Annotated in this window: 14 protein-coding genes and 5 tRNA genes; 6 read left to right on the top strand and 13 right to left on the bottom strand. The window is 62.7% G+C overall.

What is annotated here, in order from left to right:
* Nucleotides 1-71: 71 nt before the first annotated feature.
* The 10 genes from AC3RCP_RS11155 to gltX form a co-directional block, all read right to left on the bottom strand.
* On the bottom strand, nt 72-518 hold the full coding sequence (locus AC3RCP_RS11155; protein ID WP_101337328.1) for an Hsp20 family protein: 447 nt from the start codon (nt 516-518) through the stop codon (nt 72-74).
* Nucleotides 519-638: 120 nt separating this feature from the next.
* Nucleotides 639-1,598: a tRNA dihydrouridine synthase gene (locus AC3RCP_RS11150; RefSeq protein WP_053260332.1), complete on the bottom strand. Its 960-nt coding sequence runs from the start codon at nt 1,596-1,598 to the stop codon at nt 639-641.
* 100 nt (nt 1,599-1,698) lie between these two features.
* A complete protein-coding gene (locus tag AC3RCP_RS11145; protein WP_085530321.1) occupies nt 1,699-2,136 on the bottom strand; it encodes an acyl-CoA thioesterase in 438 nt (145 codons plus the stop codon).
* A 48-nt stretch (nt 2,137-2,184) separates the two neighbouring features.
* Nucleotides 2,185-3,018, bottom strand: a complete 834-nt coding sequence (locus AC3RCP_RS11140; protein ID WP_053260331.1) for an alpha/beta fold hydrolase — start codon at nt 3,016-3,018, stop codon at nt 2,185-2,187.
* 29 nt (nt 3,019-3,047) lie between these two features.
* Nucleotides 3,048-3,587 (bottom strand): TetR/AcrR family transcriptional regulator, encoded by a 540-nt coding sequence (locus AC3RCP_RS11135; protein ID WP_007922012.1) that lies wholly within the window; start codon nt 3,585-3,587, stop codon nt 3,048-3,050.
* Nucleotides 3,588-3,769: 182 nt separating this feature from the next.
* Nucleotides 3,770-3,845 (bottom strand) — tRNA-Glu (locus tag AC3RCP_RS11130).
* An 80-nt stretch (nt 3,846-3,925) separates the two neighbouring features.
* Nucleotides 3,926-4,001, bottom strand: a tRNA-Ala gene (locus AC3RCP_RS11125).
* A 53-nt stretch (nt 4,002-4,054) separates the two neighbouring features.
* Nucleotides 4,055-4,130 (bottom strand) — tRNA-Glu (locus AC3RCP_RS11120).
* Nucleotides 4,131-4,208: 78 nt separating this feature from the next.
* Nucleotides 4,209-4,284, bottom strand: a tRNA-Ala gene (locus AC3RCP_RS11115).
* Between the two features lie 225 nt (nt 4,285-4,509).
* A complete protein-coding gene (gene gltX / locus AC3RCP_RS11110) occupies nt 4,510-5,991 on the bottom strand; it encodes a glutamate--tRNA ligase (protein ID WP_007922014.1) in 1,482 nt (493 codons plus the stop codon).
* A 236-nt stretch (nt 5,992-6,227) separates the two neighbouring features.
* Between gltX and AC3RCP_RS11105 the strand changes: the two genes are divergently transcribed.
* Both AC3RCP_RS11105 and AC3RCP_RS11100 read left to right on the top strand, forming a co-directional pair.
* Nucleotides 6,228-7,289 (top strand): HlyD family secretion protein, encoded by a 1,062-nt coding sequence (locus tag AC3RCP_RS11105; RefSeq protein WP_037004583.1) that lies wholly within the window; start codon nt 6,228-6,230, stop codon nt 7,287-7,289.
* Nucleotides 7,279-8,829, top strand: a complete 1,551-nt coding sequence (locus tag AC3RCP_RS11100; RefSeq protein WP_492571604.1) for an MDR family MFS transporter — start codon at nt 7,279-7,281, stop codon at nt 8,827-8,829. Before AC3RCP_RS11105 ends, AC3RCP_RS11100 begins: the two co-directional genes overlap by 11 nt.
* A 121-nt stretch (nt 8,830-8,950) precedes the next feature.
* On the opposite strand, the gene uvrB is transcribed toward AC3RCP_RS11100, so the two are convergent.
* Nucleotides 8,951-10,966, bottom strand: a complete 2,016-nt coding sequence (uvrB, locus tag AC3RCP_RS11095; protein WP_007923725.1) for an excinuclease ABC subunit UvrB — start codon at nt 10,964-10,966, stop codon at nt 8,951-8,953.
* A gap of 335 nt (nt 10,967-11,301) precedes the next feature.
* On the opposite strand from uvrB, the gene AC3RCP_RS11090 reads away from it, so the two are divergent.
* Together AC3RCP_RS11090 and AC3RCP_RS11085 are read left to right on the top strand one after the other, a co-directional pair.
* The gene (locus AC3RCP_RS11090) at nt 11,302-12,498 is read left to right on the top strand and encodes an amino acid aminotransferase (RefSeq protein WP_007923727.1); all 1,197 of its coding nucleotides are present in this window, start codon (nt 11,302-11,304) and stop codon (nt 12,496-12,498) included.
* A gap of 123 nt (nt 12,499-12,621) precedes the next feature.
* Nucleotides 12,622-12,816: a hypothetical protein gene (locus AC3RCP_RS11085; RefSeq protein ID WP_007923732.1), complete on the top strand. Its 195-nt coding sequence runs from the start codon at nt 12,622-12,624 to the stop codon at nt 12,814-12,816.
* Between the two features lie 6 nt (nt 12,817-12,822).
* On the opposite strand, the gene AC3RCP_RS11080 is transcribed toward AC3RCP_RS11085, so the two are convergent.
* Complete coding sequence (locus AC3RCP_RS11080; protein WP_007923734.1) at nt 12,823-13,056, bottom strand: hypothetical protein; 234 nt, start codon at nt 13,054-13,056, stop codon at nt 12,823-12,825.
* Nucleotides 13,057-13,326: 270 nt separating this feature from the next.
* Between AC3RCP_RS11080 and AC3RCP_RS11075 the strand changes: the two genes are divergently transcribed.
* Nucleotides 13,327-13,402: transfer RNA gene (locus AC3RCP_RS11075), tRNA-Asn, on the top strand.
* 560 nt (nt 13,403-13,962) lie between these two features.
* Entirely contained in the window at nt 13,963-15,120 is a 1,158-nt protein-coding gene (locus AC3RCP_RS11070; RefSeq protein ID WP_101337322.1) for an MFS transporter, read from the top strand.
* A 52-nt stretch (nt 15,121-15,172) separates the two neighbouring features.
* Here AC3RCP_RS11070 and AC3RCP_RS11065 read toward each other — a convergent pair whose 3' ends face one another.
* Entirely contained in the window at nt 15,173-16,711 is a 1,539-nt protein-coding gene (locus tag AC3RCP_RS11065) for a nucleobase:cation symporter-2 family protein (protein ID WP_101337321.1), read from the bottom strand.
* Nucleotides 16,712-16,820: the final 109 nt, after the last annotated feature.

Below are 16,820 nucleotides of genomic sequence, written 5' to 3'. Positions count from 1 at the left end.
AGGCCCCGACTTGTCGGGGCCTTTTTCAGCGACTCAGCGCTCGATCAAACGCCTGTGTGGCGGCGCATGGATCAATGCTGCAGGGCTGGCTTCTGCGTCCCGTTGATCGGGATGCGTTTGGCTTTCGCCTCTTCCGGGATCACTCGCAGCAGGTCGATGCTCAACAGACCGTTGCTCAGGCTGGCGGCCTTGATCTCGATGTGATCGGCCAGACGGAAGGACAGCTTGAAGGCACGCTGGGCGATGCCCTGGTGCAGGAAGGTGACGCCTTCGTTCGCGTCGCGTTTGCCGCCACTGATGGTCAGCACGCCCTTCTCGACTTGAAGCTCCAGGTCTTCTTCCTGGAACCCGGCGGCGGCCACGACGATGCGGTACTGGTCGTCACCGTGCTTTTCGACGTTGTAGGGCGGATAGGTGCTGCCTGGCTCATTGCGCAGGGCGGTTTCGAACAGGTCGTTGAAACGGTCGAAACCCACCGAGGAACGGAACAGTGGTGCGAGGGAAAATGCAGTACTCATGGTTCAAATCTCCTGAAAACAATCAGCAAGTTTTTTTGTCTCCGCGACCCGAATTCGGCATCGCGTAACCCTTAGATAGGGACCGCCGATTGCATTTCAAGAGACTTTTCGCAGATTTTTTCAGGCCGCCTCGGCCACCGGCAAGCCCAGCAAACGCGAGACTTGATCCGGTTCGGTTTCGCGACGCAGGACGGTGAACAGCTCCACCGCCTCGGGATAATTGCGGGTCAGCATCGCCAGCCACTGCTTCAGGCGGCCCGGCGATTGGCGAGCCGTCATCTGCGCCTTGGCTTGCAGCCAGAAGTCCTGGATCAGCGGCATCAGCTCGGCCCAGGTCATCTCGACCACCTCTTCCCCGGCCCGCGCGGCGGCGATTTGCCGGGCCAGGTCCGGACGCGACACCAGGCCACGGCCGAGCATGATGTCTTCCACGCCGCTGATTTCGCGGCAGCGGCGCCAGTCTTCGACGCTCCAGATATCACCGTTGGCGAACACCGGCACCTTGACCACGTCCTGCACCCGCGGAATCCACTCCCAGTGCGCCGGCGGCTTGTAGCCGTCGACCTTGGTCCGCGCATGCACCACGATATGTTCCGCGCCGCCTTCGGCCAGCGCCGTGGCGCACACCAGCGAGCCATCCGGGCTGTCGAAGCCGAGGCGCATCTTGGCGGTCACCGGGATGTGCGCAGGCACGGCACGCCGCACCTGCTCGACGATCTGGTTGAGCAGCTCCGGCTCCTTGAGCAGCACCGCACCGCCACGGGATTTGTTGACGGTCTTGGCCGGGCAGCCGAAGTTCAGGTCGATGACTTCGGAACCGAGCTCGCAGGCCAGGGCGGCGTTTTCCGCCAGGCACACCGGATCGGAACCCAGCAGTTGCACCCGCAGCGGCACGCCGGACGCGGTCCGGGCGCCGTTCAACAACTCGGGGCCGAACTTGTGGAAATAGGCCGGTGTGAGCAACTGATCGTTGACCCGGATGAACTCGGTCACGCACCAGTCGATACCACCGACCCGGGTCAGTACATCCCGCAGGATGTCATCGACCAACCCTTCCATGGGCGCCAAAGCAATTTGCATGAATCACACTCAACGTAAAACGCGGTAAAAAAACGTGCGGCAGTTTACTGGGTTTCGCTGGGAAGCAGGTATTTCAACGGGTGGATGGTCGCGGACCGGTTCAGTTCGCCCCTTGCAACGCCGGCCCATAACCCTCGAGAAACTCCGCCGGCATGCGCTTGGGCTTGCCGCTGGACAGCTCGATGCAGACAAAGGTGGTCTGGGCCCGCAGCAAGGTGCTGCCATCGCTCGGGCGCACCAGTTGGAAGCGCCGCGACATCTTCAGGCGCTGGTCCCAGTCGACGATCCAGGTCGCCAGCTGCAGCTCGTCGCCTTCATAGGCCGCCGCCAGGTAGTCGATCTCGTGGCGTACCACCGCCATGGCCCGATCCAGGCGGCGGTATTCGCTCAGGTCCAGGCCCAGGCGCTGGGAATGACGCCAGGCGCAACGCTCCAGCCAAGTGACGTACACCGCGTTGTTGGCGTGCCCCAAGCCGTCGATGTCTTCGGCGCCTACCTGCAGATCGATGATAAACGGCGTTGCCAGATCCCAGCCCATGCCCCACTCCCGGTCAGATTATTCGACCGGGGCAGTGTAACGGATTGCTCAGGCGGATTGGCGCGCTTGCAGGCTGCGGCCGGCCAACAGCGTCAGCACACCCTCGATCAGCCGCGGATCGGCCAATACGCGCTGATGCCCGCCTTCCTTCAGGCGCAACAAGCGACTGTCGAACCAGGCGTCGTGGATCAGTTCGGACTCCTTGACCGGGACAAAGCAATCATCTTCGGCATGCACGATCAACCCGGGCATGTCCAACTGGTAATGCGCGACATCCAGGGCCGCGGCGCGCATGCCGACATCCTGCTCCACCTGGCGGATAAAGGCCGAGCGTGCCTTGGGTGGCAGGCGCACATAACGGGCGAAGCCGCGCAGGACGCCGAGTATCCGCGCCGGGGCGGCGATGCTGACCAGGGTCTCGGTACGCAAGCCCAGCTGCACCGCCAGCATGGCGCTGGCGCCCCCCATGGAATGGCCGATGACCGCGCGCAGCGGCGGTAACTCCGCGGCGGCTTCGAGCATCGCCCGGGCAAACAGCATCACATTGGCCTCGCGACCGGGAGAACGCCCGTGGGCGGGACCGTCCAGCGCCACGACGCTGTAGCCGGCGCCCACCAGCGCATCGATCAGGCTGGCAAATTGCGTGGGGCGGCCTTCCCAACCGTGCATCAGCAGCACCGCCGGCCCCTGGCCCCAGCGCAATGCCGAGAGCCCGAAGCGCAGGGTAATGCGCTCCGAACGCGCCAGCAGCGGCAGCTCCCAGTCACGCGGCAGCCGCTCGCGCGGCGTCATGAAGGCCAGTCGCATCTTGCTGGCGACCAGCTTCGGTGCAACCCAGCCCAAGGTGCCGTTAACGCCACGAACCCAACTTAACGTGCTCATCGCTTCTCTCCTCAGGCCAGCGCCTCAGGTCATAGCACCGCCGACTTGGCAGCGCGCAGTAAACGGTCCGACAGCTCACCGGCTCCCAGCGCCCGGGCCAGGGACAAGCCGCCCACCATCAGGGCCAGATCGGCCAGGGCCTTGTCGGTGTCTTCGGGGGTGGTCGCCAACTGAGCCAGCATCAGCTCGATGTGTTCATTCAGGACTTTGCGGAAATCGTCCGGCAGGCGCCCCATTTCACCGACCGACGCAGGGATCGGGCAGGCCTGCTCGGTGGAATCGCGGTGCTTGCGCGACAGATAGAACGCTGCCACCAGCGCTCGCCGCTCTTCGCCGGTCAACGATGCGTCCATATCGGCAATCAGGCCCCGGCGCTGGGCCAGCAATTGACTGAACGCTTCCAGCATCAGGGCGTCCTTGCTTTCGAAATGCGCGTAGAAACCACCGACCGTCAGGCCCGCGGCACCCATCACTTCGCCCACGCTCGGCTCGGCCGGGCCACGCTGCACCAGCGCGGTGCTGGCGGCCTGGAGAATGCGCTCGCGGGTTTGAGCTTTTTTATCGTTCATCGTTGCCTCCGAATATTACGATCAAAATATTATTCTCATAATAAATTTTCGCAAGTCGTTAGTGTGACCGTCGGTCAGGAGAACAGTGTGGGGAGAAAGGGAGAATTGGCCAAACGCCAGACAAACAAAAGGGCCATTCAATAATTGAATGACCCTTATAAATCCCGCAGAGCGGGTAAACGTGGCGTCCCCTAGGGGACTCGAACCCCTGTTACCGCCGTGAAAGGGCGGTGTCCTAGGCCACTAGACGAAGGGGACACAAACCCTTCTATACAACTGATCAGTGCTGAGAGCTGATCGATTCAAGGCCGGTGTGGCCAGACCTTGAACTGTAAAATTGGTGGAGCTAGACGGGATCGAACCGTCGACCTCTTGCATGCCATGCAAGCGCTCTCCCAGCTGAGCTATAGCCCCAGATTTTTCGCCTCGCGGCGGAGCGACATCTTGCAACATCGCTTCTGTAAAACTGGCGTCCCCTAGGGGACTCGAACCCCTGTTACCGCCGTGAAAGGGCGGTGTCCTAGGCCACTAGACGAAGGGGACGCAAACCCTTCTAACAACTGATCAGCGCTGAGAACTGATCGATTCAAGGCCGGTGTGGCCAGACCTTGAACTGTAAATTGGTGGAGCTAGACGGGATCGAACCGTCGACCTCTTGCATGCCATGCAAGCGCTCTCCCAGCTGAGCTATAGCCCCTCGTCGGTGAGGACGGGGCGAATCTTAAGGGCGTATCGGAAGGCTGTCAAATTTTTTTTCAGCTTTTTTTAAAAAAATTTGCCGGCATAACAATCACTTACCGCCCTCCCCCGTAAATCCGGGGCTTTTTCCGACCGTTGTGCCCTCCAGCAACGGTCGCGATCTCACTTCTTGCGCAGGTCCGTGGGAGCCAGCATGCCGGCTCCCGCGAATCAGCAGGCTGAATCAGGCGATCGCGCCCAGCAGCTTTTCCCACTCTTTGTTTTCTTTCTTCGACACGCCACCCAGCAGGTCGATGGCCTGGCGCAGGCGGAAACGGGTCAGGTCCGGGCCCAGAATTTCCATGGCATCGAGCACCGAGACCGAGCTGGCCTGACCGGTGATAGCGGCGAACATCAGCGGCATGGCATCACGCAGCTTCAGTTCCAGGGATTCGACCACGGCCTGGATGGTCGCGGTGATGCTGTCCTTTTCCCACTGGCGCAGGCTTTCCAGCTTCCACAGGATCAGTTGCATCAGTTGCCGCACCTGATCGCCCGAAAGCTTCTTCGACTCGAACAGCTTGGCATCCGGGGTCACGCCACCGGCGAAGAAGAACCCGGCCAGCGGTGCGATCTGGCTGAAGGTTTCCACCCGGCCTTGCACGTGCGGCGCGATCTTCATCAGGTATTCGGGGTTCAACGCCCAGGTCTGCACGCGGCTGGCAAACTCTTCCACCGGCAGGTCGCGCAACCACTGGCCATTGAGCCAGGACAGTTTCTCGATATCGAAAATCGGTCCACCCAGGGAGACGCGCGACAGGTCGAAGTTGTCGACCATTTCCTGCAGCGAGAACTTCTCGCGCTCGTCCGGCATCGACCAGCCCATGCGGCCCAGGTAATTGAGCATGGCTTCCGGCATGAAGCCCATGCGCTCGTAGAAAGTCACGGAGGTCGGGTTCTTGCGCTTGGACAGCTTGCTCTTGTCCGGGTTGCGCAGCAGCGGCATGTAGCACAGCTGCGGCTGCTCCCAGCCGAAATACTCGTAGAGCAGAATCAGTTTCGGCGCCGAAGGCAGCCATTCTTCGCCACGCAATACGTGGGTGATGCCCATCAGGTGGTCGTCGACCACGTTGGCCAGGAAGTAGGTCGGCAGGCCATCGGTCTTCATCAGCACCTGCATGTCCATGCGATCCCACGGGATCTCGACATCGCCACGCAGCATGTCCGGCACCACGCAGACGCCTTCGCTCGGCACCTTCATGCGGATCACGTGCGGTTCGCCAGCGGCCAGGCGCCGCGCGACCTCTTCCTTGGACAGCAGCAGCGCGCGACCGTCGTAGCGCGGCGTCTCGCCACGGGCCATCTGCTCGGCGCGCATCTGGTCCAGTTCTTCGGCGGTGCAGAAGCACGGGAAGGCATGGCCCATGTCGACCAACTGCTGGGTGTACTTCTGGTAGATCTCGCTACGTTCGCTCTGCCGGTAAGGGCCGTGCGGGCCGCCCACGTCCGGGCCTTCGCTCCAGTTGATGCCCAACCAGCGCAAGGCGTCGAAAATCTGCTGCTCGGACTCGCGGGTCGAACGCAGTTGATCGGTGTCTTCGATGCGCAGGATGAACTCACCGCCATGCTGCTTGGCGAAGCAGTAGTTGAACAAGGCGATGTAAGCGGTACCTACGTGGGGGTCCCCGGTAGGCGATGGCGCGATGCGCGTGCGGACGGTGGTCATGGCATGTCTCGGAAAGAATATGAAAAGCGAAGATCAAACAAGAGGCGAATGGTAACAGGCGATGCCGGCCCCGCTCCAGTGAGCAGGGCATTTAAGCCAAGGTTGAGGCCACTCGAGTCGCCCGGGCCGCCGAACCGTCGATTGTCCGCCCGTGGCATTTACCACTGGTCGGCCGTATGCCAGATTCGCCCTCTGACAAATTTCCTTACATTTACCTGAGCTCAGCCTGCCGCCCCATGCCAGTTCAACTCAAGCGTCGCCTGTTTATTTTCCTGTTCCTGGTCCTGCTGATTGCCCTGGGCTTTCTGGCGCAGTGGTTTTTCCATGGACGCTTTTATGAAAGCACCGATAACGCCTATGTCCAGGGTGAAATCACCCGCGTTTCCAGCCAGCTTGGCGCGCGCATCGACGAGGTGCTGGTGCAGGACAACCAGCACGTCGAAAAAGGCCAGTTGCTGATCAGGCTCGAAGGCGATGATTTCCACCTCGCCGTGGATCGCGCCAATGCCACCCTGGCCACCCGCGAGGCCGAACGCCTGCAAGCCCAGAGCAGACTCACGCAACAGGCCAGCCTGATCGCCGCCGGCGAGGCCCAGGTGGCCTCCAGCCAGGCCAGCCTCGGGCGCTCGCAGATCGACCTGTCCCGCGCGCAAACCCTGCGCAAACCGGGTTATGTCTCCGAAGAGCGGGTCACCACCCTGTCCGCCGACAACCATATCGCCCGCTCGCAAGTGGCCAAGGCCCAGGCCGACCTGCAAGGCCAGCGCCAGCAGGTCAATGCCCTGAGCGCCGAGATCAAGCGCCTCGACGCGCAGATCGCCAATGCCCGCACCGACCTGGCCCAGGCCGAGCTGAACCTGACCCGCAGCGAAATCCACGCCCCCATCAGCGGCCTGATCGGCCAGCGCGCGGCGCGTAATGGCCAGTACGTACAGGCTGGGGCCTATCTGCTGTCGATCGTGCCGGACCAGGACATCTGGGTTCAGGCCAACTTCAAGGAAACCCAGATCGGCCATATGCAACCGGGACAAAAGGCCGAGCTGCTGTTCGACGCCTACGGCGACACGCCGATCGAAGCCCGCGTCGACAGCCTGTTCGCCGCCTCGGGCGCGCAGTTCAGCCTGCTGCCGCCGGACAACGCCACCGGCAACTTCACCAAGGTGGTGCAGCGCATTCCGGTGAAACTGACCTTTGCCGCCGACAACCCGCTGCACGGCAAGATCCGCCCGGGCATGTCAGTCACCGTCAAAGTGAATATCCAGCCCCTGAACCCAGAACCCTCGAACGATGGCCGGTGACCAACTGTTGCGCCCGGTCGGCGAACCGACCCGGCGCGACTGGATCGCGGTGATGAGCGTGATGCTCGGCGCCTTCATGGCGGTGCTGGACATCCAGATCACCAACGCCTCGCTCAAGGACATCCAGGGCGCGCTGTCGGCAACCCTCGAAGAAGGCTCGTGGATCTCCACTTCCTATCTGGTGGCGGAGATCATCATGATCCCCCTCACCGCCTGGCTGGTGCAGCTGCTGTCGGCGCGGCGCCTGGCGGTCTGGGTCTCGGCGGGCTTCCTGATCGCCTCCCTGCTCTGCTCCATGGCCTGGAGCCTGGAAAGCATGATCGTGTTCCGCGCCCTGCAGGGCTTTACCGGCGGCGCACTGATCCCGCTGGCGTTCACCCTGACCCTGATCAAGCTCCCCGAGCACCATCGCGCCAAGGGCATGGCCATGTTCGCCATGACCGCCACCTTCGCCCCGTCCATCGGCCCGACCCTGGGGGGCTGGCTCACGGAGCACTGGGGCTGGGAATACATCTTCTATATCAACATCCCGCCCGGCCTGATCATGATCGCCGGCCTGCTCTATGGCCTGGAGAAGAAGGAAGCCCATTGGGAGCTGCTGAAAAGCACCGACTACGCCGGCATTCTCACTCTGGGTGTCGGCCTCGGTTGCCTGCAGGTGTTTCTCGAGGAAGGTCACCGCAAGGACTGGCTGGAATCGAACCTGATCGTCAGCCTGGGCAGCATCGCCCTGCTGAGCCTGATCACCTTTGTCATTGTCCAGGTGTCCAAGCCCAACCCGCTGATCAACCTGGGCATCCTGCGCAACCGCAACTTCGGCCTGTCGAGCATTTCCAGCCTGGGCATGGGCGTCGGGCTGTACGGATCCATCTATCTGTTGCCGCTGTACCTGGCGCAGATCCAGAGCTACAACGCCTTGCAGATCGGCGAAGTGATCATGTGGATGGGGGTGCCGCAGCTGTTCCTGATTCCGCTGGTGCCGAAGCTGATGCAGTTCATCTCGCCCAAATGGCTGTGCACCTTGGGCTTTGGCCTGTTCGGCCTGGCGAGTTTTTCTTCGGGGGTGCTCAACCCGGACTTCGCCGGACCGCAGTTCAACCAGATCCAGATCATCCGCGCCCTGGGGCAGCCGTTGATCATGGTCACCATTTCTTTGATCGCCACCGCCTACATCCTGCCGCAGGACGCCGGCTCGGCCTCCAGCCTGTTCAACATCCTGCGCAACTTAGGCGGTGCAATCGGCATCGCCCTGCTCGCGACCCTGCTGGATGCGCGGACCAAGACTTACTTCGACTACCTGCGCGAATCCATAGTGCCGAGCAACCCGCAAGTGGCCGAACGCCTGGCGACCCTGGCCGAGAAGTTCGGCAGCGATACCGCCGCCCTCGGCAAACTCAGCGAAATTACCCACCAGCAGGCGCTGATCATGGCCTACAACGACGCCTTCCATTTTGTCGGGATCGCCCTGGGCGTCAGCATGCTGGCGATTCTGCTGACCAAGGCGTTGCCGGCCGGGATCAAGGCCGGGGAAGCGCACTGACTTGCCAAGGTAACCGCTGTAGCCGCTGCCGCAGGCTGCGATAGGTCCGAAGGACCTTCAGCGGTAGTAATACCGCCTCGGCCGTACCGGCCAATCGCAGCCTGCGGCAGCGGCTACAAGATCAGACCGTCAGCAAACGCTCGCGCAGCTTGCCGATTTCGTCGCGCATCTGCGCCGCGGCTTCGAACTCCAGGTCGCGGGCCAACTGGTACATCTTCTCTTCGAGCTGGCGAATGCGCTTGGTGATCTCGCTGGGCGAGCGCAGTTCGTTTTCGTAGCGGGCGTTTTCCTCGGCAGCCTTGGCCATGCCTTTGCGCTTCTTGCTGCGCGAACCGGGCACGGTGGCGCCTTCCATGATGTCGGCGACGTCCTTGAACACGCCTTTGGGGGTGATGCCATTGGCCAGGTTGAAGGCGATCTGCTTGTCGCGACGGCGCTCGGTCTCGCCAATCGCCCGCTCCATGGAGCCGGTAATGCGGTCGGCGTAGAGAATCGCCCGGCCGTTGAGGTTACGCGCGGCACGGCCAATGGTCTGGATCAGCGAGCGCTCGGAGCGCAGGAAACCTTCCTTGTCCGCATCGAGAATCGCCACCAGCGACACTTCCGGCATGTCCAGGCCTTCGCGCAGCAGGTTGATCCCTACCAGCACATCGAAGGTGCCCAGGCGCAGGTCGCGGATGATCTCGACCCGCTCCACGGTGTCGATGTCCGAGTGCAGATAACGCACCCGCACACCGTGATCAGCGAGGTAATCGGTCAGGTCCTCGGCCATGCGCTTGGTCAGGGTGGTCACCAGGACCCGCTCTTCCACGGCCACGCGCTTAGTGATTTCCGACAGCAGGTCATCGACCTGGGTCAGCGCCGGACGTACTTCCACCTGCGGGTCGACCAGGCCGGTCGGGCGCACCACCTGCTCGACCACGCGGCCGGCATGCTCGGCTTCATAGTTGCCCGGCGTGGCCGAGACGAAGATGGTCTGCGGGCTGACCCCTTCCCACTCGTCGAAGCGCATCGGCCGGTTGTCCAATGCCGAGGGCAGGCGGAAACCGTACTCCACCAGGGTTTCCTTGCGGGAGCGGTCGCCTTTGTACATGGCGCCGACCTGCGGCACGCTGACGTGGGATTCGTCGATCACCAGCAAGGCGTCCGCCGGCAGGTAATCGTACAGGGTCGGCGGCGCGGCCCCGGCAGGCCGCCCGGACAGGTAGCGCGAGTAGTTTTCGATGCCGTTGCAGTAACCCAGCTCGAGGATCATCTCCAGGTCGAAACGGGTGCGCTGCTCCAGGCGCTGGGCTTCCACCAACTTGTTGTTGCTGCGCAGGTACTCCAGGCGTTCCTGCAACTCGACCTTGATCCCCTCGATGGCATCCAGCAGGGTTTCCCGCGGCGTCACGTAGTGGCTCTTGGGATAGAAGGTGAAACGCGGCAGCTTGCGGATCACTTCGCCGGTCAGCGGGTCGAAAGCGGAGATGCTTTCCACCTCGTCATCGAACAGCTCGATGCGGATCGCCTCCAGGTCGGATTCCGCCGGGTAGATATCGATCACATCGCCGCGCACGCGGAAGGTGGCGCGGGCAAAATCCATGTCGTTGCGGGTGTATTGCAGGTCGGCCAGGCGGCGCAGCAAGGCGCGCTGGTCGAGCTTGTCGCCGCGATCGACGTGCAACACCATCTTCAGATAGGTTTCCGGGCTGCCCAGGCCGTAGATGCACGACACCGTGGTGACGATGATCGCGTCCTTGCGTTCCAGCAGCGCCTTGGTCGCCGACAGGCGCATCTGCTCGATATGGTCGTTGATCGAGGCATCTTTCTCGATAAAGGTGTCGGACGAAGGTACATAGGCTTCCGGCTGGTAGTAGTCGTAGTAGGAAACGAAGTACTCCACCGCGTTGTTCGGGAAGAACGCCTTGAACTCGCCGTACAACTGCGCGGCCAGGGTCTTGTTCGGCGCCAGCACCAGGGTCGGGCGCTGTACCTGGGCGATCACGTTGGCGATGCTGAAGGTCTTGCCCGAGCCGGTCACACCGAGCAGCGTCTGGTGCGCCAGCCCGGCCTCGATGCCCTCGACCATCAGCCGGATGGCCTCCGGCTGGTCGCCGGCGGGCTGGAAGCGGGTGACTAGCTGGAATTCAGACATAACGTACCTCTGGGTTCACTCCAGCACGACGCCGCCGCACAGGAACGAGAAAGACCATAAACGACGAGTGTCGCCGGGAAAATACTGGATTGTGCTGGATGTGGAGGCAAATTCCACAGCTTTCAAGGCAAAGGTCCCAGGGCCCTGTACGACTTTGACGTTGCAATAAGACTAACGGTCGAAAAATAAACCGAAAAACTTGCCGGAAAAGCCCTTTCAGCTGTCGCCGCGCACAGTGATGGCCTCTATACTAGCTCCCCGTTTGTGCACCGCTCTAGTGCATTCGGCTGGAGCGCGACACGTCCCTCCACACTCCATTCAGAGCCGCCGTAATAATGAGCCTGTTCTCCGCTGTCGAAATGGCACCACGCGATCCTATCCTGGGCCTCAACGAAGCATTCAACGCCGATACCCGTACCAACAAGGTCAACCTGGGGGTCGGTGTTTACTGCAACGAGGAGGGGCGAATTCCACTCCTGCGCGCCGTTGTCGAAGCCGAGACGATCCGCGCCGCTCAACATGCCTCCCGTGGCTACCTGCCGATCGACGGTATCGCCGCCTACGACCAGGCCGTGCAGAAGCTGCTGTTCGGCAACGACTCGCCGCTGCTGGCCGCCGGTCGCGTGGTCACCACCCAGGCCGTCGGCGGTACCGGCGCGCTGAAGATCGGCGCCGACTTCCTCAAGCAACTGCTGCCTGACGCGGTCGTGGCCATCAGCGACCCAAGCTGGGAGAACCACCGCGCGCTGTTCGAAACCGCCGGTTTCCCGGTGCAGAACTACCGCTACTACGACGCTGCCACCCACGACGTGAACCGCGTCGGCCTGCTGGAAGACCTGAATGCCCTGCCAGCCCAGTCGATCGTGGTCCTGCACGCCTGCTGCCACAACCCGACCGGCGTCGATCTGAGCCCGGAAGACTGGAAAAATGTGCTGCAGGTGATCAAGGCGAAAAACCTGGTGCCGTTCCTCGACATGGCCTACCAGGGCTTCGGTGACGGCATCGCCGAAGACGCCGCCGCCGTGCGCCTGTTCGCCGAATCGGGCCTGACCTTCTTCGTCTCCAGCTCGTTCTCCAAGTCGTTCTCGCTGTACGGCGAGCGCGTTGGCGCCCTGTCGATCGTCAGCGAATCGAAAGAAGAAAGCGCGCGCGTGCTGTCGCAGGTCAAGCGCGTGATCCGCACCAACTACTCCAACCCGCCGACCCACGGTGCAAGCATCGTCGCCGCCGTGCTCAACAGCCCGGAACTGCGCGCCCAATGGGAAGCCGAACTGGCCGAAATGCGCCTGCGGATCCGCGGCATGCGCCTGCAGATGGTCGACCTGCTGGCCAAGGGCGCGCCACAGCGCGACTTCAGCTTCGTGGCCCGTCAGCGCGGCATGTTCTCCTACTCCGGCCTGACCGTCGAACAAGTGACACGCCTGCGCAACGAGTTCGGCATCTACGCCCTGGACACCGGCCGTATCTGCGTGGCCGCGCTGAACCAGAACAACATCGACGTCGTGACCAAGGCCATCATCCAGGTGATCTGAGCCACGCGCGGTGAGTGAAAGGGGGAAGCCTTTGGGCTTCCCCCTTTTTTGTGGGCCGCCCTCGCCGACCCGATGCCCACTAGACTGAATTCAGCTTGCCTTCTTCCCTATCGAGAACGCCCCATGAGACACGACGACCTGCGAGCCGACCGCGACGAACTGGACCACTTCCCCCGCCCGCAGAAACGCGAAAGGAACCTGGTCCTGCAAATTGCCCTGGGGGTATTTCTCGGTGGCCTGGCGCTGTGGCTGGTGCAACTGGCGGCCACATCGCTGGCCGCGAAGTTCATGCTGGGCACCTTCACTTTCGGCGGTTGAGAATGCTCAACCGGCCAGTTCAGCGCTGCGCTGGCTGGCGGCATCATCGAAGGCCACGTACAGCGACTCGGCGACCTGGCTCTTGATGGCCTTGGCGCTTTCCAGCCCGAGGACAAAACCTTCGGCCTTGCCACCCGCGCGGTTCAATTCAGCGGCCGATCCGGCCTGGGTAATGGCATCCCACAGTTTCATGGCCTGGGGACCGACGCCTTTGGGCAGGCTGATCTGCTCGATGCTCATAAAACCTCCTCAGGCAGAGGCGACAGGGCAAGCAGTGTGGCGGGTAAAAACTTGAACAGGGTCATGAGCGTTACCTTTTCGGCTGGAAGCCGGGAGCGCGTGAAACCACTGCCGGGGCGCCATGGTAGACCTGTGCCGCGATTCCGGTAACCGCCAACGGCCAAATAGCCGCGGATTGGCACAATGGCCAGGGTCGACCAGGCTCACTCAAGCGAAAAATTATTTGGGGATGCTTGACTTCTCCTTCTTAATCAGTAAGATACGCCGCATTCCGCGATAGCTCAGTTGGTAGAGCAAGTGACTGTTAATCACTGGGTCCCTGGTTCGAGTCCAGGTCGTGGAGCCATCTTCCTACACTGATTGGCCAGCAACACTTCAAGGAGCGCCCTGCTCCTGCGGCGAATCAGTTCAGCGTCACCCTCCCCCAAGATCGATTCAGCGCATGCCAGACCGGCATGCGGATACGCGTTTGCGCTGCAGCCGATTGCCTGTCTCCGATTGCCTGGCGCCAGCGCCTGAAGTAGGCTGTGCCCCTTCTCACGTCAGCCGTCACGACTCATGTTTTTCCCCGCACAGCCCCATCACAGCTTTCTCTCGATGAGCCCATCGCAGACCTTCGCGGTGTCGCAATCCGACTGCGCGATCAATCGACGCCGCCGCAGCGTGCTGTTCGCCTTCACTTTCTCCCCTCACGCCTGAACCCCACCGTTGCGCCTGAAGCCGGCGCGGACCTGATACAGCTGCAGCGCTTGTTCGCCGCGCACCGCCCCATCCGCCGCTTTGCACCGCAGAAACCCGGCCCGACCTACGCCCGCGTATGCCGAACCGCAACCCTGCCCGAGCAAAAGCGCCGCGCCACAACAAACCGTTTTTAAGCACCCGCCCCGTCGGGTGCAGGTGTATTCCATGAATAAAACCCTGCTGGCCGCGCTGATCCTCGGCATCTCGATTGTCGGCCTGAGCATCGGCTCCACCGTGCCGGTCATTGCCTTGCGCCTGTATCAGGCCGGCGCCTCGAACACCCAGATCGGCATCATGTCGGCCCTTCCCGCCGCCGGCATGATGCTGTCGGCGTTCCTGGTGAACGGCCTGTGCCGGAAACTCAGCCGCCGGCAGATCTACCTGCTGTGTTTCAGCCTGTGCGCCCTCAGCATCGGTGCCCTGGAACTCCCCGGGATCAGCCTGACCGGCCTGGGGCTGGCGCGGATCGTCATGGGCTTCGGCGCCGGGCTGATCATCATCCTGGGAGAAACCTGGGTCAACGAGATGGCCGCGGACGCCGTGCGCGGCCGAGTGATCGCGGTCTACACCACCTGTTTCACCGTGTTCCAGATGATCGGCCCCGGCCTGGTGGCCCTGCTCGGCACCGAGGGGCCGGCGGTGATCGCCACGGTCAGCACCGGTTACCTGCTGGCCATTGCGGTGATCTGGCTGACCCTGCCACGCCAGCGCCCCGTTGCCGGACACGCCACAAACAAAAGCTTCTCGGTGCTGGGCTTTATCCGGGTGGCGCCGGCACTGTGCGTGGGCATCCTGTTCTTCGCCTTCTTCGATACGGTGATTCTCTCGCTGTTTCCGGTCTACGCCGCGACCCACGGCTACGCCATCAAGCTCGCGGCGCTGATGGTCAGCATCATTCTGCTGGGGGATGCGGCGTTCCAGTTTCCTCTGGGCTGGCTGTCGGACAAGGCCGGACGCGCCGCCATCTACCTGGGCTGCGGCGTGGTGTCGTTGGTGATCGGCCTGGGGCTGCCATTGTTGATGAACTACCCGGCGCTGCTCTGGCCGAGCCTGGTGATACTCGGCGCGGCGGCCGGCGGGGTGTACACCCTGGCGATCATCCTGATCGGCCAGGAGTTCAGCGGCCCCGACCTGGTCACGGCCAACGCCAGCGCGGGCTTGTTGTGGGGTATCGGCAGCCTGCTGGGGCCGCTGCTCAGCGGTGCAGCCATGAGCGGTGGCGCCCACGGCCTGCCCTTGACGCTGTCGGCGGCAGCCGCCGTGGTGGTGCTGTTCGCCTTGGCGCTGGTCCGGCAAGGGCTGCCGGAGCGGGTCGCGGAGTAGCTAGCCGGCCAGGACTGGACTGATTGCGTCCAGCCTGGCGATTCGGCCGGCCCTAGACCTTGCTGGTTTCGACCGCGCCCGAGGCATGGGACGACGCCTGATGAGCAGCCGGAGCATGCTCGCCATGGGACGTATCCACCACCGGAATCTCGTTGCCCTCGGCATCGTGCAGCTTGCCGCCGCTGAAATAATCGCCCTCACGCAACGCTGCCAGGTCCTGGTAGCGCAGGGTGCGCTCGGACGCCACGGCAAACACCGATTGCTGGTCCGAGTTGCCCAGGGTGAAGTGGTTGAAGGTGAGGTTCAGCACAATGGCCATGATCGCCGAGGAGCTGATGCCGGAATGGAAGATGGTGGCGAACCAGCTCGGGAAATGGTCGTAGAAGTTCGGCGCGGCGATGGGAATCATGCCGAAGCCGATCGAGGTGGCAACGATGATCAGGTTGACGTTGTTGCGGTAGTCGACCTTGGACAGGGTCCGGATACCGCTGGCCGCCACGGTGCCGAACAGCACGATACCGGCCCCGCCGAGCACCGAAGTCGGTACGGCGGCAATCACCCGCCCCATGAACGGCAGCAGGCCGAGGATCACCAGGAACACCCCGCCGGTGGCCACCACATAACGGCTCTTGATCCCGGTCACCGCCACCAGCCCGACGTTCTGCGCGAAGGCGCTCTGGGTGAAGGAGCCGAAGATCGGCGCGATCATGCTCGACAGCATGTCGGCGCGCAGGCCGTTGCCCAGGCGCTTGGAGTCGACCTTGGTGTCGATGATTTCACCCACCGCGAGGATGTCGGCCGAGGTTTCCACCAGGGTCACCATGACCACGATGCACATCGACAGGATGGCGGCGAAATGGAAAGTCGGCATGCCGAAATGAAACGGCGTCGGGAAGCCGAACATCGGCCCCTGGGTGACCATGGAGAAATCGGCCATGCCCAGGAACACCGCGATGATCGTGCCCACCACCATGGCCAGCAGGATCGACAGCCGGGAGATGGTCGCGCTGCCGATCTTGCTCAGCAGCAACACCAGGACCAGGGTGATCGCCGCCAGGCCGATATTGGCCATGCTGCCGAAGTTTTCCGCATGGCTGTTGCCCCCCATGGCCCAGCGCGCCGCCACTGGCATCAGGGTCAGGCCGATGGTGGTGATCACGATGCCCGTGACCAGCGGTGGAAAGAACTTGGTGATGCGTGAAAACACCGGAGTGATCAGCAGACCGATCAACGAGGCGGCGATCACCGCCCCGAGAATCGACTGGAAGCCCCCTTCGCCACCGCTGCTGACAATCGCCACCATGGTCGCCACGCCCGAGAAGGACACGCCCTGGACCAGCGGCAGCTGACAGCCGAAAAACGGCAGGCCGAGGGTTTGCAGGAGAGTTGCCAGACCGCCGGCGAACAGCGACGCCGCGATCAGCAGACCGATGTCCGCCGGCGCCAGGCCCGCGGCCTGGCCAACGATCAAAGGCACCGCAACGATACCGCCGTACATGGTCAGGACATGTTGCAGGCCGTAAGCCATATTCGCGCCAAGACCCAGGTTTTCATCTTCAGGCCGTTGCGGTGAAACAGAGGGCGTTTTCATGGTTGGGGGGTTCCCTGATTTTTGTTATGGGGCACACTGTATTCAACAGTCGGGACAAATGTCTATAGAGTTGTATACACTTTATTCGGCGCCGCCCAACCTCAAAAAC

This window comes from Pseudomonas sp. GW822-FHT05A08 (genome assembly GCF_058800485.1).
This window is presented reverse-complemented; position numbering and strand designations above follow the sequence as displayed.